A 19,252-nucleotide genomic window follows, 5' to 3' on the forward strand; every position below is an offset into this window, starting at 1 on the left:
GTCGGCGAATCGTGAAACAGCGACCGAAAGGAGGTGACCCTGTGGAGCTCGCTGAATGGGAGACCCCCGAGTTCGAGGAATTCGCGTGCGCACCCGAGGTGACGATGTACGTCGCTCGGATGGACGACTGAAACGGGTTCTGGGGGACGTCGGCAGCGGCGTCCCCCGAGGAGGGGGACTCCGACGATGTGGATCCGTGTGCTGGGGTCGGCGGCCGGGGGCGGGTTCCCGCAGTGGAACTGCGACTGCCCGGGATGCCGGGCGGTCCGGGACGGCACCCGGCCCTGCCGGCCCCGCACGCAGTCGTCGGTGGCGGTGAGCGCCGACCGGCGGCGCTGGTACCTGCTGAACGCCTCACCCGACGTCCGGAGCCAGATCGAGTCCTTCCCCGCCCTGCGCCCCCGCGACGGTCGCACCACGCCGATCCAGGGCGTGCTGCTCACCGACGCGGAGCTCGACCACACGCTCGGCCTGCTGCTCCTGCGGGAGGGGCGGGGCGTCGACGTGCACTCGACGGAGGCGGTGCGCGCCACGCTCGCCGACGGGACGTCGCTGCTGCGGACGCTGGAGGCGTACTGCCCGGTGCGCTGGCATCCGGTGGTGCCGGACGCCGACGTCCCGCTCGGTGACGGGTTGTCCTACCGGGCGTTCGACGTGCCGACGAGCAAACGCGCTCGCTTCGGTTCCGGGTCGGAGAAGGGGCGGGTGGTCGGGTACCGCCTCACCGACGAGCGCACCGGCCGCTCCGCCGTCCACCTGCCGGGCATGCAGTCGTTCCTACCGGTGCGCGACCAGCTGGACGACTGCTCCTGCCTGCTCGTCGACGGCACCTGCTGGCGTGACGACGAGATGGTCCAGCTCGGCCTGGCCGGCAAGACGTCGCGGGAGATGGGACACCTGCCCATCGACGGTCCCGGCGGGAGCCTGGCGCAGCTCGCCCCGCTGCCGATCGCCCGAAAGATCTACATCCACATCAACAACACGAACCCGATCCTGCTCGACGACTCGCGCGAGCGGCGCACCGTCGAGGAGCACGGGATGGAGGTGGCCGTGGACGGCATGGAGGTGCAGGTATGACGGCGACGGTCGCTGGTACCGATCATTTGGCTACCGATCAGTTCGTCTCCGCGTTGCGCGCCCAGTCCCAGCGCTACCACTCGCTGCACCCCTTCCACCGCCGCATGAACGAGGGCTCGCTGAACCGGCGGCAGGTTCAGGGCTGGGTGGCCAACCGCTTCTACTACCAGGCGAGCATCCCCCGCAAGGACGCCGCCATCCTGTCCAACTGCCCGGACCCGGAGGTGCGCAGGCGCTGGATCCGCCGGATCGTCGACCACGACGGCACCGGGCCCGGCGAGGGCGGGATCGAGGCGTGGCTCTCGCTCGGCGAGGCGGTGGGGCTCTCCCGCACCGAGGTGGCCGACGAGCGGCACGTCGTGCCGGGCGTCCGGTTCGCGGTGGACGCGTACGTGAACTTCGCCCGCACCCGGCCGTGGGTCGAGGCGGTCGCCTCGTCGCTGACCGAGCTGTTCGCGCCGGACCTGATGGCCGAGCGCCTCGCCGCGTTCGAGCGGCACTACGACTGGATCGACCCGGCGGGCCTCGCCTACTTCCGGGCCCGGCTCACCCAGGCGCCCCGCGACTCCGAGCACGCCCTCGAGGTCGTGACCGAGCACTGCCGCACGCCGGCCGAGCAGGCCGCCGCCGTGGCGGCGCTCGCGTTCAAGAACGACGTCCTCTGGAGCATGCTCGATGCCATCGACCAGGCTTGTAGATAGTCACGACCGGCCCCTCCTCGCGCCGCACGTCCGGTTGACGTTCGACCCCGCCCGGGAGCGGCACGTGCTGCTGTCCCCGGAGACCGTCGTCGTCCTCAACGCCACGGGCTCGGACGTGCTCGAACTGTGCGACGGGAAGCGGACCGTCGCCGAGATCGTCGCCGAGCTGAGCTCCCGGTACGCGCGCGTCGTCGACGAGGAGGTGCGGACGTTCCTCGACCGGCTCGTCGAGCGGCGGTGCGTGGAGGTGGACCGTGGATAGGCCGTTCGCGCTGCTCGCCGAGCTCACCTACGAGTGCCCGCTGCACTGCGCGTACTGCTCCAACCCGCTCGAGCTCAGCCGATACACCGACGAGCTGAGCACGGGGGAGTGGCAGCGGGTGTTCACCGAGAGCAGGGAGCTCGGCGCGCTGCAGCTGCACCTGTCGGGCGGGGAGCCGCTGCGCCGCCGCGACGTCGTCGAGCTGGTGCGGACGGGCCGCGAGCTGGGGATGTACTCGAACCTCGTGACGAGCGGGCTCGGTCTGTCCGCCGCGCGGGCCGAGCAGCTGCGCGAGGCCGGGCTCGACCACGTGCAGATCAGCGTGCAGGCCGACGAGCCGGTGCTGTCCGACCGGCTGGCCGGCACACCGTCCTATCAGCGCAAGATCGATGCCGCCCGCACCGTGAAGGAGCTGGGCTGGCCGCTGACCGTGAACGTGGTGCTGCACCGGCAGAACCTGGACCGGATCGAGGGCATCCTCGCGCTCGTCGAGGAGATGGGCGCCGACCGCGTCGAGCTGGCCAACACCCAGTACTACGGATGGGCGTGGCGCAACCGGGCCGCCCTGCTGCCGACCCGGGAGCAGCTCGAACGGGCCGAGCAGGTGGTGCGGGAAGCGCGCGAGCGGCTGCGCAGCCGGATGCAGATCCTCTACATCCTCCCCGACTACTACGAGCGCTACCCCAAGCCCTGCATGGGCGGCTGGGCGAGCCGCCAGGTCGTCGTCGCACCCAACGGCGACGCGCTGCCATGCCTGGCCGCGCACGAGCTCCCCCTGCCCCGCGCGAACGTGCGCGAGCGGTCGCTCGAGTGGATCTGGGAGGAGTCGCCGCTCTTCCAGCGGTTCCGCGGCACGGACTGGATGCCGCAGCCGTGCCGCGGCTGCGAGCGCCGCGAGCTCGACTTCGGCGGCTGCCGCTGCCAGGCGTTCCAGCTCACCGGCGACGCCGCGCGCACCGATCCGGTCTGCCACCTCTCCCCGGACCACGACATCGTCACCGCCGCCGTGCGCCGCGCCAACGATCGGGCCGACGACGCGGCGGGTCCGCACGAGGTGGCGCTGACACCGCGCCCCCATCCACGAGAGGTGGTCCTGTGACGTCGATCCTCGTCTTCATCGCGGGCGCGGTGCTCCTGATCTACAGCGCCGAGAAGCTCATCGGCTACCTCGTCGGGATCGCGAGCGGGCTGCGGGTGTCGGTGTTCCTGCTGGCGATCATCTTCACCGGCATCGAGTTCGACGACATCTTCCTCGGGGTGGCGCTCAACCTGGAGGACCTGGAGGGGGTCGCCCTCGGCGTCGTGTTCGGCACTGCGCTCTCGATGACCGGGGTCGTACTCGCGATCGCCGCCCTCCTGACCCCGACCCGCGTGAACATCCCCCGCGAGTACGTCGTCGCCCTCGGAGCCGCACCGCTCGTGATGGTCGTGTTCACGCTGATGGCGCCGCTCGGCCCGGTGCACGGCGCGATCCTGCTCGCGCTCTTCGTCGTGTTCATCGCCTTCGTCGCCGCGCGCGAGACGCGCGCCGACACCCCGGTCTTCCGGGACGCCGAGATGTACGAGGCGTACGCCGCGGCCCGCGCGTCCGGCGGCAGCGCCACCTCCGGTCCCACCTCCAGCGCCACCGCCGTAGCTCCCGCCGAGCCACCGGACGAGACGGCGTTCTCCGACACGATGCCGTTCGTCACGACCCGGCGCCGATCCGGATTGGCCCGGCTCGGCCTCGCGGTGCTCGCCCTCGCCGGGCTCGTCATCGGCGCCGCGACCACGGGCATCGGCACCGAGGGCATCCTCGAGACCTACGGGCTCCAGGGCACCCTGTTCGGCGCGACGATCGTGACCGCCGTCCTCACCATCGAGGACATCTTCCTGACCGTGGAACCCATCCGCCGCGGCGTGCCGGAGATCGGCGTAGGCAACGTCATCGGCAGCGTCGTCTTCTCCGTCACCGGCAAGCTGGGCGTCATCCTCCTCGCCGGCGGGATCGTGGTGGAGCCCGAGGTGCTCACCTGGCACCTGCCCGCCCTCATCGTCGTGACCGGGCTGGGTGCCTACTTCATCTCCACCGGCAGGCTGCGCCGCTGGCACGGCGTCGTGCTGCTCGCCCTCTACATCGCCTACTGGGCGATCAGCTTCGGCGTCCTCGGAGGGCCGCCGATCGAGATGGACTAGCTCGGCCCGCGACGACGCGGTGACGCGTCGGTACCACCCTGTCACGGTGCGTGGTCGCTACGCGGAAGCCGTCGACGTCGCGATGGTGGCCGTCGAGGCGGAGCCGCTGCGGGAGAGCGCCCAGCGCGTCCTCGTGGAGACGCACGCGGCCGAGGGGAACCACGTCGAGGCCCGCCGCAGCTACACGCTCTACCGCAGCCTGGTGCGGCGCGAGCTGGGCGTCACCCGTCGCCGGAGCTGACGGCGCTCGTCGCCGCAGCGGGCCGGCACCGGTCAACGACCGAGGTGCATCCCGCCGCTCACGTGGAGCACCTGGCCGGTGAGGTGCGAAGCCTGTGGCGAGGCCACGAACGCGACGAGCGCGGCGACCTCCTCGGCCCGCCCGAGCCTGCCGTCCGCGCTGCGGCTCTCCGCGAAGGCCCGGCGCGCAGGCGGGAAGTCCGCCCCGCCGAAGAACTCGGTGCCTTCCGTCGGCCCGGGTGACACCACGTTGGCGGTGATCCCACGCTTGCCGAGCTGGAAGGCGAGCTCGCTGGTCCACGGTTCGAGCGCGGCCTTCACAGCGCCGTAGCTGCCGCCGCCCGACCGCGCGGTCACCGAACCGAGGTTGACGATCCGCCCCCCGTCCGCGATCCGGGGCAGCAGGGCGGTCGTGACGAGCACTGCGGTGAGCACGTTCGCCTCGAAGTTGGCCAGCCACGAGCTGCGCGTGGCGACGAGCTGGTCGGCCGGCCGCTCGGCTCCCAGGTCGGTGTTGCCGCCCGCCGCGTTCACCAGCACGTCGATCGTCTCCGGCAGCTGCGGCAGTGCGGCGGTGACGGACGCCGGGTCGGAGGCGTCGAAGGCCACCGCCTTCGCACCGATCTCGGCCGCGGCCGCTGCGAGGACGTCCCGCCTGCGTCCGACGATCGTGACCTCGGCGCCCTCCCGGCCGAGCTGTTCGGCTACTGCGCGCCCGATGCCGGTCGCGCCACCGGTGACGACTGCGGTCCTTGTCACGGGTCCTCCTCTTTAGCTCTAAAGACTCGGGCGCCTCGACCGTAGCAGGTCTTTAGGGCTAAAGTCTGTGCGGTGGGCCACGACGACCGTGACGCGGTGGACGAGATCGCCGACCAGTGGGCGCGCGAGCGCCCCGACGTGCCCGTGGCGTCGATCGGAGTCGTGGCGCGCGTCCTGCGCATCGCCAAGGCGTTCGCCGATCACCGCAGGCGCACCCTCGCGGCGCTGGGCATCGACAGCGCGACGTTCGACCTCCTCGCCACCCTGCGCCGCTCGGGGGAGCCGTTCCGGATGACGCCCGCCCAGCTCACGCAGGCGTGCCTCGTCTCGGGCGGCGCGATCAGCCAGCGGGTGGCGCGTGCCGAAGCCGCCGGGCTGGTGGAGACCCGGCGCACGGCCGGCGGGCACACCTCGACCGTCGAGCTGACGCCCGTCGGCCGCGAGCGGATCGACCGGGACATCGCCGAGTTCCTCGCGGCCGAGGAGCGGCTCGTCGCCCACCTGGCGCCGGACGAACGCGCCGAGCTGACCCGGCTGCTGCGCGCGCTGCACGCCGGTCTGTGAAAGGGGTCAGGTGAGGCTGCCGGCGAACTCGACGATCGCGGTGCTGACCTCCTCCGGCCGCTCCTGCTGCGTCCAGTGCCCGCAGTCGGGCAGCACGGTGGCGCCCCGCAGGTCGGGGAGCGTGTGCCGCAGGGAGTCGGCGAGGGCGTCGGCCGGTACGCCGGCGATCACGAGGTCGTGCTCGCCGGCCAGGTACAACGCGGGCCGCGTGACCGGAGCCCCGTGCCACGCGGCGGTGAGCTCCCAGCTGCGGTCGATGTTGCGGTACCAGTTCAGCCCGCCCGTGAACCCGCGGTCGCGGTACTCCTCGACGTAGACGTCGAGGTCCTGCTCGGTGAGCCACGCCGGGAGCTCGTCCGGTTCCGGCAGGAACCCCAGGAAACCGCCGCCCGGCTCGACGACCGGCAGCGGCGGCGGCGTCCCGCCCGACGTGTTCGCGAGCAGCCGCCGGAACGTCGCCCGCGGATCGGCCGCCAGCTCGGCGTCGGCCACCCCGGGCGCCTGGAAGTGCAGCATGTAGTACCCGGGACCGAAGCGGCGGGCGAACGCCTCGGTGGGGCGGGCCGAGCCGCGCGGCCGGAACGGCACCGACAACCCGACGACGCCGTGCACGCGGTCGGGCCGCAGCAACGCCGTGTGCCATGCGACCGGGGCACCCCAGTCGTGCCCCACCACGACCGCCCGCTCGGCCCCGACGACGTCCAGCACCCCGACCGCGTCCCCCACGAGGTGCAGCATCGTGTAGTCCTCGATCGCCGCCGGTGCATCGCTGCGCGCGTACCCGCGCTGGTCGGGCGCGACGACGCGGAACCCGGCCGCCGCGAGCGCCACCAGCTGGTGGCGCCAGGAGTACCAGCACTCGGGGAACCCGTGCAGCAGCAGGACGACCGGCCCGTCCACCGGCCCGGCCTCGGCCAGGTGGATCCGCAGGCCGTGCACGTCGACGAACCGGTGCGTGATCGCGGGTGCGTCCATGGTCCTCAACCTACGGGGCACTAGCTTCCGGGAGGTGAACAGCGAACCTCCCGGACCACGCGCGCTGGTGATCGGGTTCGACCCGTACCGGGTGCCAGGACCGTGGGACCCCGCGCCCGTCGCGGAGGCGATCGCCGTCGGCATGGCTCGTTTCGTCGACGCCGGGGTCGGCGTCGAGGCCTGCCTGTTCGGGCTCGACGGGAGCGACGACATCGACGCGGTCGTCACCGAGGCGCTCGACCGCCGCCCGTGGGAGGTCGTCGTCATCGGCGGTGGCGTACGCAACCAGCTCGAGCTGTTCGAACGCATCGTCAACCTCGTGCGCCGGCGTGCGCCTGATGCAGCCATTGCCTTCAACAGCACGCCGGATGGCATCTTCGAGGCTGCTGCGCGGTGGCTCGGCTGAGTTCCGCTTGCGGTTGGCGCGCCGTTCCCGGCTCGCGCCGCAAGGAGTCGGGCACGGCTCCTGGCTTCGCGTGAATTCACGGGCTCGGTCGGCCCTCTTGCGTGGCGTGGTGGCCGGTTTGGCACAACTACCGAATATTGTGGTTGCGCTGGCGGCCGTCACCGACGCGGGGGCACGCCTGCTTGGACGAGACCGTCGCTGCCGAGTGGGCGGGGACTGTCCTGTTCCCGAACCCGTTCGCCACGATCACCACGACGTCGCTGCTTTCCCTGCGTTCCGCGGAACGTCTGCTGCCTGGAATTGTCGGACCCCCGTGTCATTCTGAGGGTGCACATTGATCCGATTCCAGGGGGTTTTCGTGCCCGCTGCTGCTGTGATTTCGCTGCCGACTCCGTTGCAGGCCATGAGCACCTCCGTGCTGGAGTCGGAGTTGCTGGGTTTGGCCGGGCACATCGCGGCTGCGGAATGCCGGTTCCTGCAGTTGCTGGCCGAGTTCGACGAGCGGGGTGGCTGGTGTGGGGACGGGATCCGCTCGTGCGCGCACTGGCTGTCCTGGCGGGCCGGGATGAGCCTGCGCACCGCCACCGAGCACCTGCGGGTCGCGCGCGCCCTGCAGCACCTGCCCCGCATCACCGAAGCGTTCGCTGCTGGGCGGATCTCCTACTCGAAGGTTCGGGCGATCACCCGCATCACCGGCTCGGACACCGCCACCCTGACCCGAATCGCCGCCGACATCGCCGCCGGGGAGCCGCAGCTGCGGCACACCGCGGTCGCGGATCCGGAGACCGCGGAGCGGGTGCTGCTCAACCTCGCGTTGTCCGGCACCGCCAGCCATGTGGAGACGGTGGTGCGGGCCGTGCGCCGCCGCCACACGCCACCCGAAGACCTCGCCGTCCGCCGATCCCTGACCTGGCACTGGGACGAGGACGGCTCCCTGATCCTGCGCGCCCGGCTCACCCCCGAGGACGGGGCCGCCCTCATCAGCGCCATCGAATCTTTGGTCCCCGCCAGCGCCCCGGCACACCATCCGGTCTCGCCCGCACCCGACGACCTGGACCAGCAGGCCCGCGAACACGAACCCGGCCCAGCCGCGGACCGGGTCGCTGCCCGCCGGGCCGATGCCCTGCTCACCCTGGTCAACCGGGAGGGCGGGGAGGAAAGTGGCCCGGTGGTCGAGCGCGGGCAGGCCCAGGTGATCGTGCACCTGGACGCCACCACCGGTACCGCCCGCCTAGAGGGCGGCCCGGAGATCCCGGCCACCACCGCGCAGCGGCTGACCTGCGACGCCCGCGCCCAGGTCCTGCTCAACGACCGGAAGGGCAACCGGCTGTACCTGGGCCGCTCCCGCCGCCTGGCCACCCCCGCGCAGATCGCGGCGCTGACCGTGCGCGACGGGGCGGGCTGCCGGTTCCCCGGCTGCACCCACACCCACTACCTACACGCCCACCACGTGCAGCACTGGCTGCACGGCGGCCCCACTGACGTCGACAACCTGGTCCTGGTCTGCAGCTTCCACCACCGCCTGATCCACGACCACGGCTACCACATCCGATGGACCTCCGACGGCTGGGAGTTCAGCCGCCCGGATAACACTGCGATTCCCGCCGTCGCACCGATGTTGACCGGTAGCCGCGAGAGTCTGATCGAGATGCACACCCGCGCCCGGCTGCGGATCACCCGCACCACCCTGACTCCGGACTGGTATGGCGAACGGCTCGACCCGCAGCCGATCCTGGACGCGCTGCTACCTCGCAGGATCAGGACCGCCGCCTGAACCCCCGCGCCGCGTTCCGCGGAACGCGAAGCACCACCGACCACCTGGTGAGCTAGGCAGGGGTGGCTGCTTCCGGCTCCGGCCGACCGCCTTCGGCCGCCGCTCCCTCCTGGGTCCGGATCAGCTGTGCCATCGCCTCGAGCCTGTCCGCGGCGGCAGTACCACCGCACGTCAGGGAGGCGAGCAGGCCGCCGAGCAGGCCGGCCCGGTCGGCCACGATCCGGACCCGACCGACCTCTACGACGAGACCCAGCAGGTCGAGACGCAGTCCGTCCGGGATGTCGAGGATCACGCATTCCACCGGCGTCGTCATCGTCCGCCCCTTCCTGCTCAACGGGCGTGCGGAGAATTCCGGACGGGCAAGCCTAGTGAGCGGACCTCCTCGGCGGAAGCAACAGCCCTGCGCGGGCGGCGAGGTTCGTCCAGCCGCGCCAACCGCCTACGACGAAGGCCGGGGCTCGCCGCGCGAGGGCGGGTGAGCGTGCGAGCGCCTCAGGTGGTGTCCACCTTGCCGCCGACACTGCTGCGGCCGGCTGGAACACCGACCAGCTCCACCGCTGCGCCCGAGCGGACTCGCTCGCCGAGCACCGTGACCAGGGCGTCCGTCACTCCGGCGGTGAGCCGAGCCACGATGTCCTCGGCGTCGGGACGGGAGAAGGCGGCCTCCTTGATGCCGAACGTGACGCGTGGGGCCGGGTTCTCCACGGGCTTGCCGCCGATGCCCCAGCGGCCGTCGGGGAGGCCGATCAGCTGCACGACTGCGATGTCGCGAGCCCATTCCCCGTAGACCGCGACGACGGCGTCGGTCAGTGCGGCGATCAGCTCACGCTCGTGGCCGGTCAGGTCGCTCTCGCTGGCGTACACGATCAGATGCGGCATACCGTCTCCGATGTCTTCTGAATCAAAGCATTTGATTCCAAAGGTAGTGAGGAGGTCGGCGAGTGTCAACGTCGGAGTCGACCGACGACGCGATCCGGGAGCTGATGCCCGTGCTGCCGCGGCTGGTCGGTCGGATCAAGCGCCTGCCGCCGCCGGAGCGGCTCCGATCGCTGGACCTGACACCGCGGCACCTGTCGCTGTTGTCGATGCTGCTGCTCGACGGTCCGCTCACCGTGTCCCAGCTGGCCGAGCGACTGTCGGTTGCGCCGACCACGGTGAGCTTGATCGTGGGCGAGCTGACCCAGAAGGACGTCCTGCGCCGGCGCGCGGACGAGGCGGACCGCCGCCGCCGCATCGTCGACCTCACCGACGATGCCCGGCCCGCCGTCTCCCAGTGGCTCTCCCCGGGCGCTCAGGCGTGGCGGGAAGCCCTCGGCCCGTTGACGCCCGAACAGCGCCGCGTGGTCGTGGACACGTTCCTGGCCTACGAGGCCGCCTTCACCAGGGCCCTCGACCGGGGCAACGGCTGAGGAGTCTCACGACGAAGCCTCGACGACGAAGAACAGATGGTGGAGATGCGGAAGCCGGCGGCGGTGAAAGCACCCGTCATGGCGTGCAACGGCTTGCGCCAGAACTTCATCGGCACGGTCTGCCGGCCGAACGTCCAGTCGAATGTGTAGCTGGTGGTCGCGAAGTAGTCGGGTCGGGGTTCGTGGATCGTGTACGCCACGAACGGGTGGTCCACCGACGCGATGAGCCGCCCGCCAGGCCTGAGCACGCGTCGCAACTCGGCCAGCGTCGGATTCCAGTCCTCCACGTAGTGCAGGACCAGCGACGAGACCACGACGTCGAACACGCCTTCGTCGAACGGCAATGGGTCGCGAAGGTCGACCTGGTGGAGGTCCGCGTCACCGCCCAACCGCCGCCTGGCCAGCGCCAGCATCCGGCGCTGGCGTCGATGCCGGTGACGACGGCCCCACGCATCGGGCACGGGATCCATCGTCGCAGCCGCACGACGAAGGCCCGGCTCCCCGTCCGAGGACGGGAACGCCGGGCCTTCGTTGCGGATCAGGCAGTACTACCGATCAGCCAGTACTACCGATCAGACGTCGTAGTACAGCGCGAACTCGTACGGGTGCGGGCGCAGCCGCAGCGGGTCGATCTCGTTCTCCCGCTTGTACGCGATCCAGGTCTCGATCAGGTCGGGGGTGAACACACCACCCTCGAGCAGGTAGTCGTGGTCGGCCTCGAGCCGGTCGATCACGGCGCCGAGGCTGCCCGGCACCTGCGGGATGTCCTTGGCCTCCTCGGGCGGCAGCTCGTAGAGGTCCTTGTCGATCGGGGCCGGCGGCTCGATCTTGTTCTTGATGCCGTCGAGGCCGGCCATGACCATCGCGGAGAAGGCGAGGTACGGGTTGCCGGACGAGTCGGGGCAGCGGAACTCGATGCGCTTGGCCTTGGGGCTGCTTCCCGAGAGCGGGATGCGGATGCAGGCCGAGCGGTTGCGGGCCGAGTAGACCAGGTTGACCGGGGCCTCGAAGCCGGGCACCAGGCGGTGGTAGGAGTTCACCGTCGGGTTGGTGAAGGCCAGCAGGCTCGGCGCGTGGTGCAGCAGGCCGCCGACGTAGTAGCGCGCGATGTCGGAGAGGCCGCCGTAGCCGGACTCGTCGTGGAAGAGCGGCTGGCCGTCCTTCCAGAGCGACTGGTGGACGTGCATGCCCGAGCCGTTGTCACCGAACAGCGGCTTCGGCATGAAGGTGGCCGTCTTGCCGTGCTGCCACGCCGTGTTCTTGACGAGGTACTTGAACAGCATGATGTCGTCGGCGGCGTGGAGCAGGGTGTTGAACTTGTAGTTGATCTCGGCCTGCCCGGCGGTGCCCACCTCGTGGTGCTCGCGCTCGACGGTGAAGCCGCTCTCGATCATGTTGCTGACGATGTCGGCGCGCAGGTCGGCGTAGTGGTCGACCGGCGGCACGGGGAAGTAGCCGCTCTTGTAGTTGATCTTGTAGCCGAGGTTGCCGCCCTGCTCCTCGCGCCCGGTGTTCCACCAGCCCTCGACCGAGTCGATGTGGTGGAAGGACTCCTGCGGGTTGGAGGCGAAGCGGATCGAGTCGAAGATGTAGAACTCGGCCTCGGGCGCCATGAACGCGGTGTCCGCCACGCCGGAGGCGCGCAGGTACTCCTCCGCCTTGCGGGCCACGTTGCGCGGGTCGCGGCTGTAGGGCTCGCCCGTGATCGGGTCGTGCACGAAGAAGTTGATGTTCAGCGTCTTGTGCTTGCGGAACGGGTCGAGCCGGGCGGTGGCGGCGTCCGCGAAGAGCGCCATGTCCGACTCGTTGATCGCCTGGAAGCCGCGGACGGACGAGCCGTCGAAGGCCGCACCGTTCTCGAGCAGGTCACCGGCGGTGGACGCGGGGACGGTGAGGTGCTGCATCACTCCGGGGAGGTCGCAGAACCTGATGTCGACGTACTCGACACCCTCGTCCGAGATGTACTTCAGGACCTCTTCGGAGTTGCTGAACACCCACTGACTCCTTCATGCGACACGCTGGTCGGGTAGAACTGGCTTCGTCGGCGGCGAACCTATGGTGGCCTTGTTGCCCAGCCGTCACTCGTTTGTTTCGCAGACGTTAACGGACTCGGGCGGCAGGCTGCTCCTCGTCACACCTGCCTAGGCTGGTGGCCATGGCCCGCTGGATCGAGTCCTGGCTGCCCGGCGCCGCTGCCGAGGTGGGTGGACCATACCCCGGGGATTGGCTGGGGCTACCCGCCTCGGGCGTCAGCTCTGTGGCCGGGCTGGGGCGGCGGGTGGCGGCGCTCGCGATCGACTGGTTCCTGGCGTACGGGATCGCGGCAATGCTCACCGCGCTCGACGACCCGAACCTCGGCTGGTCGGTGCTCGGGATCTGGTACCTGCTCACCGCCGTGCCGGTGGCCGTGTTCGGCGCGAGCGCGGGGATGACGGCGCTCGGGATCCGGGTGGCCTCGCTGGACTCGTCCGCGGTGATCGGCGTGCCGCGAGCCCTGCTGCGCACGGCGATGATCGCGCTCGTGCTGCCCGCCCTCGCCCGTGACGAGGACGGCCGCGGCTGGCACGACCGCGCCACCCGCACGGTCGTCGTCCGCAGCCGCGCTTGACCCTCCCCGTGGGGGAGACCCGAACGTCTCGTGTCATGCACACCGACACCACCGCCCCGGAGCTCGTCGACCTGCCCGCCCGCGTCGTGCTGACCGTCGACGGTGCCGGCGCCCCGGAGGCGCCCGCGTTCACCGCGGCCGTCCGCGCCCTGTTCGCCGTGCGGGCCGCACTCGGCGCCCGCGAGGACGTGCCATTGGAAGGCAGCTACAGCCAGGACGGCGACCCGCTGCGCTTCGACCTCGGCAAGCCCGACGGCTGGCACTGGCGCCTGCTCGTGCCGGCGCCGCCGCACGCCACCGCCGCCGCCGCCGAGACGGCCGGCGGCCGTTTCGGAGCGCCCGTGCACCTGCGCAGCCCGCGGGCACAGCGGGTGGCGCGGCTGCTGCACCGGGGCCCGTACGCCGACGAGGGTCCGTCGCTCGCCGCGCTGTACTCGTTCGTCGAGCGCTCGGGGCTCGTGCCGGCCGGCCCGCACACGGAGGTCTACCTGACCGACCCGTCCACGACGCCGCCCGCGCAGCTGCGGACACTCCTGCAGGTTCCGGTGAGCCGATGGGTCTGATGCCGATCGGCGAGTTCGCCCGCCTGGCGCGGCTCACGGTCAAGGCCGTGCGCCACTACGACGCCGAGGGGCTGCTCGTCCCGGCATCGGTCGATCCGCATTCCGGCTACCGCTACTACCGCGCCGAGCAGGTGCGGACGGCCACGACGATCGCGCTGCTGCGCGGCCTCGACGTGCCGCTGCCGGTGGTGCGGCAGGTGCTCTCCGCGCCCGACGACGCGGCCGTGGCCGTCGTGCTCGGGGAGCAGCGCGAGCGGCTGGCCGCCGAGCTCGTGCGGCGGGAGCAGGCGTTGCGCACGCTCGACGCGCTGCGCAGGGCGCCCGAGCGGGTGCCGTACGCCGTCGCGATCGCGGACCGGGCGCCGGTGCAGCTGCGCGGGCGCAGCGGCCGGGTGCGGGCGGACGCGCTCGACGAGGACACGGGTGCGCTGTGCCGGCTCGTGCTGCGTGAGCTCGCGGATGCCGGGCGCGCCCCGCTCGTCGCGGTGTTCCCGCTGGACCTCGTCGACGAGTTCGACGTGCAGGTGGGCGTGCCCTCGGCCGGAGGGGAGACCGCCCTGCCCGGCGGGTCGTGGGCCACCACCCTGCACGTCGGGCCCCATCCGCAGCTCCCGCTCGCCTACACGGCGCTGCTGGAGCACGTGCGCGAGCTCGGCCACCGCCCGGCGGGCCCGGTGACCGAGACGTACCTGACCGACCCGGACACGGCAGGGCCCGACGAGATGGTGACGCGGGTGGCGGTGGCGCTGGACCGCTAGCGGCGGCGGACCGTGCGCTGCACGCTGCGCATCTTCGCGCCGGCGGGCAGGGGGCCCTTCGGCATGGCCGCAGCGCGGGAGCCCAGCGCGGCCAGCCGCGCCTCCATGGTCTCCATCTCCTGGCGGCTGATGTTGCGGGGCAGCTTCGTGAGGTGACGCTGCAGCTTGGCGAGCGGCACCTGGCCCTCGTCGTTGCCGACGATCACGTCGTAGATCGGCATCGTGCCGGCGATGCGGGCCGTGCGCTTCTTCTCCTGCGCGAGCAGGCTCTTCACGCGGTGCGGGGCGCCCTCGGCGACGAGGATGATCCCGGGCCGGCCGATGACCCGGTGCACGGCGTCGAGGTGGGTGGTGCCCGCGACGCCCGGGGTGACCCGCCACTGGCCGCGCAGGTTGTCCAGCGCCCAGCCGGCGGCACCCGGCTGCCCGTCGGCCTTGCTGAAGACGTTGCGCTGGACCCGGCGGCCGAAGATGCTGACCGCGGCCAGCACGCCGACGGCGATGCCGAGCGGCAGCAGGATCCACTCCAGGCCGAAGAACAGCCCGATCACGAAGAAGACCGCCACCGACAGCAGCAGCGCCCCCACCATGAGCGGCAGCAGCGCCTTGTCCTCGCGGCGCTGCATCTGGAACGCCTGCCAGATCTGCTTGTAGCGCGCCCTGGATGCCTCGCGCCGCGCGCGCTTGGCAGCCTGCTTCGCTTCCTTGTCGGGCTTCCCACCGGCCATGTGTCGAGGATACGGGTGTCCTGCCGGTGTCAGCGCATGCCTCAGGTATCGATTCCGGGAGTGTGCGGAGGCACCGGAGTGGAGACGACGAAGGAGCTCACGGTCTGGCCGTGCAGCAGGAACTTGTCGAGGACGTCCTCCAGCGCGTCGATGGCCGCGACGTGCACCTTCATCAGGAAGCAGTCCTCCCCCGAGATGCGGTGGCACTCGCTGACCTCCGGGACCCGCGCGGCCAGCTCCACGATCTTCGGGATCTGCCCGGGCCCGGGACGCACCCGCACCCACGCGGTGACGGGGAGGCCGAGCGCCGCCGGGTCGACGTCCAGCCGGTAGCCGCGGATCACGCCGGTCTCCTCCAGCTTGGCCACGCGTTCGCGCACCGCGGGCGCGGACATCCCCACCTTGCGCGCGAGCTGTGCCGCGCTCTGCCGGGGGTCCTCGGAGAGCAGCGTGAGGATGCGCCGGTTCACCTCGTCGAGCACGGATCTTCCGCCTGGAAGGCCGTTCGCGATGCGGGGTGTTCGGAACGAGGTCATCAGGCTGTTCCGCCTTCCGATGTCCATGGCTCTCGCCGGTCGCGCCGTCGACGATAGGCCGATGCAGGCCAACCGGGTGCCTCCGCACGCGTACTTCGTCGTGAGCGCCGTCTTCCACTACCTGGGGCCGGCGTTCGCGGTGCTGTTGTTCGCGCGGATCGACGTCCTCGGCGTGGCCTGGTTGCGGATCGCCGCCGCGGGCCTGGTCTTCGCGCTGTGGCGCAGGCCGTGGCGGGTGTGGCGGCGGCTCGACGCCGGCACGCGCCGGCTCGTGCTCGCGTGGGGAGCGGTGCTGGCGATCATGAACAGCGTGTTCTACCTGGCGATCGACCGGATCCCGCTCGGCACGGTCGCCGCGATCGAGTTCCTGCCGGTGATCGTCCTGGCCGCGGTCGGCGCGCGGACGCTGCGCAACGGCGCCGCGCTCGGACTGGCCGTCGCGGGCGTCTGGCTGCTCTCGGACGTGCGCCTGGTCGCCGAGCCGTGGGGGTTCGCGTTCGCCGCGGTGAACGCGGTGCTGTTCGCGCTCTACATCGTGCTGGGCCACCGGGTCTCGCGGAACCCGCACGTCTCGGGGATCGACGGCCTCGCCCTGTCCATGCTCGTCGCCGCGGTCGTGGCAGCGCCGATCGGCTTCCTGGACGCGGCACCGGCGTTCGTCGACCCGGTGGCGCTGGCGGCCGGCATCGGCGTGGGCATCGCGTCGTCGGTGATCCCGTACGTGTGCGACCAGCTCGCCATGGCGCGCCTGCCGCGCGGCACCTACGCCCTGATGGTCTCGCTCCTGCCGGCCACCGCGACGGCGATCGGGATCGTCGTGCTCGCCCAGCTGCCGACCGCCCTGGAGGTGGCCGGCGTTGTGCTGGTGGTGGGTGGCGTCGCGGTGCACCGCGAGCGCCGGGCCGCGGCTGCAGCCGGGTCAGCGCGCCAGCAGTGAGCTCGCCTCCTGCGCTGCCGGTCCCTCGGCCGCCAGGTGGGCCAGCTCGGGGGAGAGCTCCTCGCCGCGGTGGGCGACGGTCTGGGCGTAGAGCCGGCCAGCGCGGTAGGACGAGCGCACCAGCGGCCCGGCCATCACCCCGGCGAAGCCGATCTCCTCGGCCACCTTGGCGTGCTCGACGAACTCCTCGGGCTTCACCCAGCGCTCCACCGGGTGGTGGCGGGCCGACGGGCGCAGGTACTGGGTGATCGTGATGATCTCGCAGCCGGCCCCGTGCAGGTCGTGCAGCGCCGCTGTGACCTCGTCGGGGGTCTCGCCCATGCCGAGGATCAGGTTCGACTTGGTGACCAGCCCCGCCGACCGGGCCTTGGTGATGACCTCGAGGGAGCGCTCGTAGCGGAACGCGGGCCGGATCCGCTTGAAGATCCGCGGCACCGTCTCCAGGTTGTGCGCGAGCACCTCGGGGCGGGAGCCGAACACCTCGGCGAGCTGGTCGTCGCGCGAGTTGAAGTCGGGGATCAGCAGCTCGACGCCGGTGCCCGGGTTGAGCTCGTGGATCTGCCGCACGGTCTCGGCGTAGAGCCACGCACCGCCGTCCTCCAGGTCGTCGCGGGCGACGCCGGTGACCGTGGAGTAGCGCAGCCCCATCGTGCGCACGGACTCGGCGACCCGGCGCGGCTCGTCGCGGTCGAGCGCGGCGGGCTTGCCGGTGTCGATCTGGCAGAAGTCGCACCGGCGGGTGCACTGCTCACCGCCGATGAGGAACGTGGCCTCGCGGTCCTCCCAGCACTCGTAGATGTTGGGACAGCCGGCCTCCTCGCACACGGTGTGCAGCCCGCCCGAGCGCACGAGCGACTTGAGCTCGGTGTACTGCGGGCCGGTGCGGGCCTTCGTCCGGATCCACGGCGGCTTGCGCTCGATCGGGGTCTCGCTGTTGCGGACCTCCAGGCGCAGGAGCTTGCGACCCTCGGGTGCGATCGTCACGGCCCAAGGCTACGCCGCGTCTGCGCACAGGCAGGGGTTGCACGGCAGTAGCACGGGCGCCGGGGCTAGGTTCGGAGGGTGGACCTGCGGATCTTCACCGAGCCCCAGCAGGGGGCCAGCTACGACGACCAGTTGCGCGTCGCCACCACCGCCGAGGCGGCCGGCTACGACGCGTTCTTCCGATCCGACCACTTCCTGAAGATGGGCGACGTGTCCGGCGAGCCCGGGCCGACGGACGCCTGGCTCACGATCGCCGGCCTCGCGCGCGAGACGTCGCGGATCCGGCTGGGCACGCTCGTGAACTCGGCCACGTTCCGGCTGCCCGGTCCGCTCGCGGTGGCCGTGGCGCAGGCCGACCAGATGTCGGGCGGCCGCGTGGAGCTGGGCCTCGGCGCGGGCTGGTTCGAGGCCGAGCACGCCGCGTACGGCATCCCCTTCCCCGGCCTGGGTGAGCGGTTCGACCGGCTCACCGAGCAGCTCGAGATCATCACCGGGCTCTGGGACACCCTGCCCGGCGAGCGGTACTCGTTCTCGGGCGAGCACTACACCGTCACCGACTCACCCGCGCTGCCCAAGCCCGTGCAGCAGCCGCACCCGCCGGTGATCGTCGGTGGGCACGGCCCGAAGCGCACCCCCGCGCTCGCGGCCCGGTTCGCCGACGAGTTCAACGTGGGCTTCTCGCCGATCGACGTCGTCGCCGCGCAGTTCGAGCGGGTCGACGCGGCCTGCCAGGCGATCGGGCGCGAGCCGTCCGAGATCGTGCGTTCCGTCGCCCAGGTGATCGCGGTGGGCCGCGACGACGCCGAGGTGGCTCGCCGGGCGCTGACGATCGGGCGCGAGGTGGACGACCTGCGCGCGAACGGGATCGCCGGCACGACGTCCGAGGTGGTCGACCGGCTCGGCCAGTGGCGGGAGAAGACCGGCATCACCCGGATCTACCTGCAGCTGCTCGACCTCGCCGACCTCGACCAGGTGGAGCTCATCGCGTCCGAGGTGGCCCCGCAGCTGGGCTGAGGAGCCGGACCGGGCTCAGCCGAGCGCCGGGTGCAGGCGAAGGTCGAGCCCGGCCGGCGCCTGCGCCCGGAGCACGGGGTGCTCGGCCACGGGCAGTGAGCCGTCGAGGGCCGCTGCGACGGCCGCGCCCGCGGCGTGGACGACCTCGGCCACCGGTACGGGCCTCCCCAGCTCGGCGGAGAGGGACGTGACGCCCGCGTCGGTGATGCCGCAGGGCACGATCCGGTCGTAGGCGGCGAGGTCGGGCTCGCAGTTGAGAGCGAAGCCGTGCAGGGTGACGCCGCCCTGCACCCGCACCCCGATGGCCGCGATCTTGCGTTCCGGGCGGCGATCGTCGGCCGGCAGCCACACACCGCTGCGCCCGTCCACCCGCCCCGCGGTCGTGATCCCGGCGTCGTGCACCACTCGGATGAGGGCCTCTTCGAGCCGCCGCACGAAGTCGACGACGTCGAGCGGCTCGGCCAGCCCGACGATCGGGTAGCCGACGAGCTGGCCGGGCCCGTGCCAGGTGATCCGTCCGCCGCGGTCGACGTCCACCACGGGGGTGCCGTCGGTGGGCCGGTCCTCGGGCTGCGTGCGCTTGCCTGCCGTGTAGACCGAGGGGTGCTCCAGCAGCATCAGCACGTCGGGGGCGGTGCCGGCGCGGCGGGCGTCGGCGTTGGCGCGCTGGACGTCCCACGCAGCGAGGTAGTCGACGACGCCGAGGTGGTCGATCCGCAGGGGCTCGGTGCTGCGGCGGCAGGAGCGGGTCACCATGCGTCTCACGCTACCTCGGTGGCCTC

Annotated in this window: 26 protein-coding genes; 16 read left to right on the forward strand and 10 right to left on the reverse strand. The window is 71.8% G+C overall.

The genetic code is table 11. The features are described from left to right. The first annotated feature begins 41 nt into the window (after window positions 1–41). From pqqA to FB388_RS10395, 7 genes are read left to right on the forward strand one after another with little or no spacing between them, the layout of a single operon-like run. Entirely contained in the window at window positions 42–131 is a 90-nt protein-coding gene (gene pqqA / locus FB388_RS40310) for a pyrroloquinoline quinone precursor peptide PqqA (RefSeq protein WP_246121799.1), read from the forward strand. A 55-nt stretch (window positions 132–186) separates the two neighbouring features. Continuing rightward, window positions 187–1,077 (forward strand): pyrroloquinoline quinone biosynthesis protein PqqB, encoded by an 891-nt coding sequence (gene pqqB, locus FB388_RS10370; RefSeq protein ID WP_142099805.1) that lies wholly within the window; start codon window positions 187–189, stop codon window positions 1,075–1,077. Continuing rightward, window positions 1,074–1,778 carry a pyrroloquinoline-quinone synthase PqqC gene (gene pqqC, locus FB388_RS10375; protein ID WP_142099807.1) on the forward strand — a complete coding sequence of 235 codons (705 nt, stop codon included), beginning with the start codon at window positions 1,074–1,076 and terminating at the stop codon, window positions 1,776–1,778. The genes pqqB and pqqC overlap by 4 nt, the downstream gene beginning before the upstream one ends. Beyond that, the gene (pqqD, locus tag FB388_RS10380) at window positions 1,753–2,040 is read left to right on the forward strand and encodes a pyrroloquinoline quinone biosynthesis peptide chaperone PqqD (RefSeq protein WP_142099809.1); all 288 of its coding nucleotides are present in this window, start codon (window positions 1,753–1,755) and stop codon (window positions 2,038–2,040) included. Before pqqC ends, pqqD begins: the two co-directional genes overlap by 26 nt. Further along, on the forward strand, window positions 2,033–3,139 hold the full coding sequence (pqqE, locus tag FB388_RS10385) for a pyrroloquinoline quinone biosynthesis protein PqqE (RefSeq protein WP_142099811.1): 1,107 nt from the start codon (window positions 2,033–2,035) through the stop codon (window positions 3,137–3,139). Before pqqD ends, pqqE begins: the two co-directional genes overlap by 8 nt. Beyond that, the gene (locus tag FB388_RS10390; RefSeq protein WP_142099813.1) at window positions 3,136–4,215 is read left to right on the forward strand and encodes a sodium:calcium antiporter; all 1,080 of its coding nucleotides are present in this window, start codon (window positions 3,136–3,138) and stop codon (window positions 4,213–4,215) included. Before pqqE ends, FB388_RS10390 begins: the two co-directional genes overlap by 4 nt. Before the next feature lie 19 nt (window positions 4,216–4,234). Beyond that, window positions 4,235–4,456 (forward strand): BTAD domain-containing putative transcriptional regulator, encoded by a 222-nt coding sequence (locus FB388_RS10395; RefSeq protein ID WP_142099815.1) that lies wholly within the window; start codon window positions 4,235–4,237, stop codon window positions 4,454–4,456. Between the two features lie 32 nt (window positions 4,457–4,488). Here the strand turns inward: FB388_RS10395 and FB388_RS10400 are convergent, their stop codons facing one another. After that, window positions 4,489–5,214 carry an SDR family NAD(P)-dependent oxidoreductase gene (locus FB388_RS10400; protein WP_142099817.1) on the reverse strand — a complete coding sequence of 242 codons (726 nt, stop codon included), beginning with the start codon at window positions 5,212–5,214 and terminating at the stop codon, window positions 4,489–4,491. A 72-nt stretch (window positions 5,215–5,286) separates the two neighbouring features. On the opposite strand from FB388_RS10400, the gene FB388_RS10405 reads away from it, so the two are divergent. Further along, the gene (locus FB388_RS10405) at window positions 5,287–5,778 is read left to right on the forward strand and encodes a MarR family winged helix-turn-helix transcriptional regulator (protein ID WP_142099819.1); all 492 of its coding nucleotides are present in this window, start codon (window positions 5,287–5,289) and stop codon (window positions 5,776–5,778) included. 6 nt (window positions 5,779–5,784) lie between these two features. Here the strand turns inward: FB388_RS10405 and FB388_RS10410 are convergent, their stop codons facing one another. After that, complete coding sequence (locus tag FB388_RS10410) at window positions 5,785–6,753, reverse strand: alpha/beta fold hydrolase (RefSeq protein ID WP_142099822.1); 969 nt, start codon at window positions 6,751–6,753, stop codon at window positions 5,785–5,787. Here FB388_RS10410 and FB388_RS39325 point away from each other — a divergent pair. Then, entirely contained in the window at window positions 6,752–7,159 is a 408-nt protein-coding gene (locus tag FB388_RS39325; protein ID WP_170225552.1) for a hypothetical protein, read from the forward strand. The genes FB388_RS10410 and FB388_RS39325 overlap by 2 nt on opposite strands. A 403-nt stretch (window positions 7,160–7,562) precedes the next feature. Beyond that, window positions 7,563–8,933: an HNH endonuclease signature motif containing protein gene (locus FB388_RS10420; protein WP_142099824.1), complete on the forward strand. Its 1,371-nt coding sequence runs from the start codon at window positions 7,563–7,565 to the stop codon at window positions 8,931–8,933. Between the two features lie 52 nt (window positions 8,934–8,985). Here the strand turns inward: FB388_RS10420 and FB388_RS10425 are convergent, their stop codons facing one another. Both FB388_RS10425 and FB388_RS10430 read right to left on the reverse strand, forming a co-directional pair. After that, complete coding sequence (locus tag FB388_RS10425) at window positions 8,986–9,246, reverse strand: hypothetical protein (protein WP_142099826.1); 261 nt, start codon at window positions 9,244–9,246, stop codon at window positions 8,986–8,988. A 179-nt stretch (window positions 9,247–9,425) separates the two neighbouring features. Further along, window positions 9,426–9,812, reverse strand: coding sequence for a tautomerase family protein (locus FB388_RS10430; RefSeq protein ID WP_142099828.1), 387 nt, complete (start codon window positions 9,810–9,812; stop codon window positions 9,426–9,428). 104 nt (window positions 9,813–9,916) lie between these two features. Here FB388_RS10430 and FB388_RS10435 point away from each other — a divergent pair, with 104 nt between their 5' ends. Beyond that, window positions 9,917–10,342 carry a MarR family winged helix-turn-helix transcriptional regulator gene (locus FB388_RS10435; RefSeq protein ID WP_142102865.1) on the forward strand — a complete coding sequence of 142 codons (426 nt, stop codon included), beginning with the start codon at window positions 9,917–9,919 and terminating at the stop codon, window positions 10,340–10,342. Here FB388_RS10435 and FB388_RS10440 read toward each other — a convergent pair. Further along, the gene (locus FB388_RS10440; RefSeq protein WP_425468538.1) at window positions 10,297–10,803 is read right to left on the reverse strand and encodes a class I SAM-dependent methyltransferase; all 507 of its coding nucleotides are present in this window, start codon (window positions 10,801–10,803) and stop codon (window positions 10,297–10,299) included. The genes FB388_RS10435 and FB388_RS10440 overlap by 46 nt on opposite strands. Window positions 10,804–10,914: 111 nt before the next feature. Then, window positions 10,915–12,336, reverse strand: coding sequence for a type I glutamate--ammonia ligase (glnA, locus tag FB388_RS10445; RefSeq protein WP_142099830.1), 1,422 nt, complete (start codon window positions 12,334–12,336; stop codon window positions 10,915–10,917). 161 nt (window positions 12,337–12,497) lie between these two features. On the opposite strand from glnA, the gene FB388_RS10450 reads away from it, so the two are divergent. From FB388_RS10450 to FB388_RS10460, 3 genes are read left to right on the forward strand one after another with little or no spacing between them, the layout of a single operon-like run. Beyond that, on the forward strand, window positions 12,498–12,950 hold the full coding sequence (locus FB388_RS10450; RefSeq protein ID WP_142099832.1) for an RDD family protein: 453 nt from the start codon (window positions 12,498–12,500) through the stop codon (window positions 12,948–12,950). 35 nt (window positions 12,951–12,985) lie between these two features. After that, window positions 12,986–13,513 carry a GyrI-like domain-containing protein gene (locus FB388_RS10455; protein WP_142099834.1) on the forward strand — a complete coding sequence of 176 codons (528 nt, stop codon included), beginning with the start codon at window positions 12,986–12,988 and terminating at the stop codon, window positions 13,511–13,513. Further along, a complete protein-coding gene (locus tag FB388_RS10460) occupies window positions 13,504–14,271 on the forward strand; it encodes a MerR family transcriptional regulator (RefSeq protein WP_142099836.1) in 768 nt (255 codons plus the stop codon). Before FB388_RS10455 ends, FB388_RS10460 begins: the two co-directional genes overlap by 10 nt. Here FB388_RS10460 and FB388_RS10465 read toward each other — a convergent pair. Next, window positions 14,268–14,999, reverse strand: a complete 732-nt coding sequence (locus tag FB388_RS10465) for a DUF4191 domain-containing protein (protein WP_142099839.1) — start codon at window positions 14,997–14,999, stop codon at window positions 14,268–14,270. The two genes, FB388_RS10460 and FB388_RS10465, sit on opposite strands and share 4 nt — an antisense overlap. A 41-nt stretch (window positions 15,000–15,040) precedes the next feature. After that, window positions 15,041–15,481: an Lrp/AsnC family transcriptional regulator gene (locus FB388_RS10470; protein WP_246121800.1), complete on the reverse strand. Its 441-nt coding sequence runs from the start codon at window positions 15,479–15,481 to the stop codon at window positions 15,041–15,043. A 115-nt stretch (window positions 15,482–15,596) separates the two neighbouring features. On the opposite strand from FB388_RS10470, the gene FB388_RS10475 reads away from it, so the two are divergent. Beyond that, window positions 15,597–16,472 carry an EamA family transporter gene (locus tag FB388_RS10475; RefSeq protein WP_246121801.1) on the forward strand — a complete coding sequence of 292 codons (876 nt, stop codon included), beginning with the start codon at window positions 15,597–15,599 and terminating at the stop codon, window positions 16,470–16,472. Here FB388_RS10475 and lipA read toward each other — a convergent pair. Continuing rightward, window positions 16,455–17,456, reverse strand: a complete 1,002-nt coding sequence (gene lipA, locus FB388_RS10480) for a lipoyl synthase (RefSeq protein WP_142099845.1) — start codon at window positions 17,454–17,456, stop codon at window positions 16,455–16,457. The genes FB388_RS10475 and lipA overlap by 18 nt on opposite strands. A 78-nt stretch (window positions 17,457–17,534) precedes the next feature. Here lipA and FB388_RS10485 point away from each other — a divergent pair, with 78 nt between their 5' ends. Beyond that, window positions 17,535–18,470: an LLM class F420-dependent oxidoreductase gene (locus tag FB388_RS10485; RefSeq protein ID WP_142099847.1), complete on the forward strand. Its 936-nt coding sequence runs from the start codon at window positions 17,535–17,537 to the stop codon at window positions 18,468–18,470. Window positions 18,471–18,485: 15 nt separating this feature from the next. Here the strand turns inward: FB388_RS10485 and lipB are convergent, their stop codons facing one another. Next, the gene (lipB, locus tag FB388_RS10490) at window positions 18,486–19,226 is read right to left on the reverse strand and encodes a lipoyl(octanoyl) transferase LipB (RefSeq protein ID WP_211361844.1); all 741 of its coding nucleotides are present in this window, start codon (window positions 19,224–19,226) and stop codon (window positions 18,486–18,488) included. Window positions 19,227–19,252: the final 26 nt, after the last annotated feature.

Source organism: Pseudonocardia cypriaca, assembly GCF_006717045.1.
GTDB lineage: Bacteria > Actinomycetota > Actinomycetes > Mycobacteriales > Pseudonocardiaceae > Pseudonocardia > Pseudonocardia cypriaca.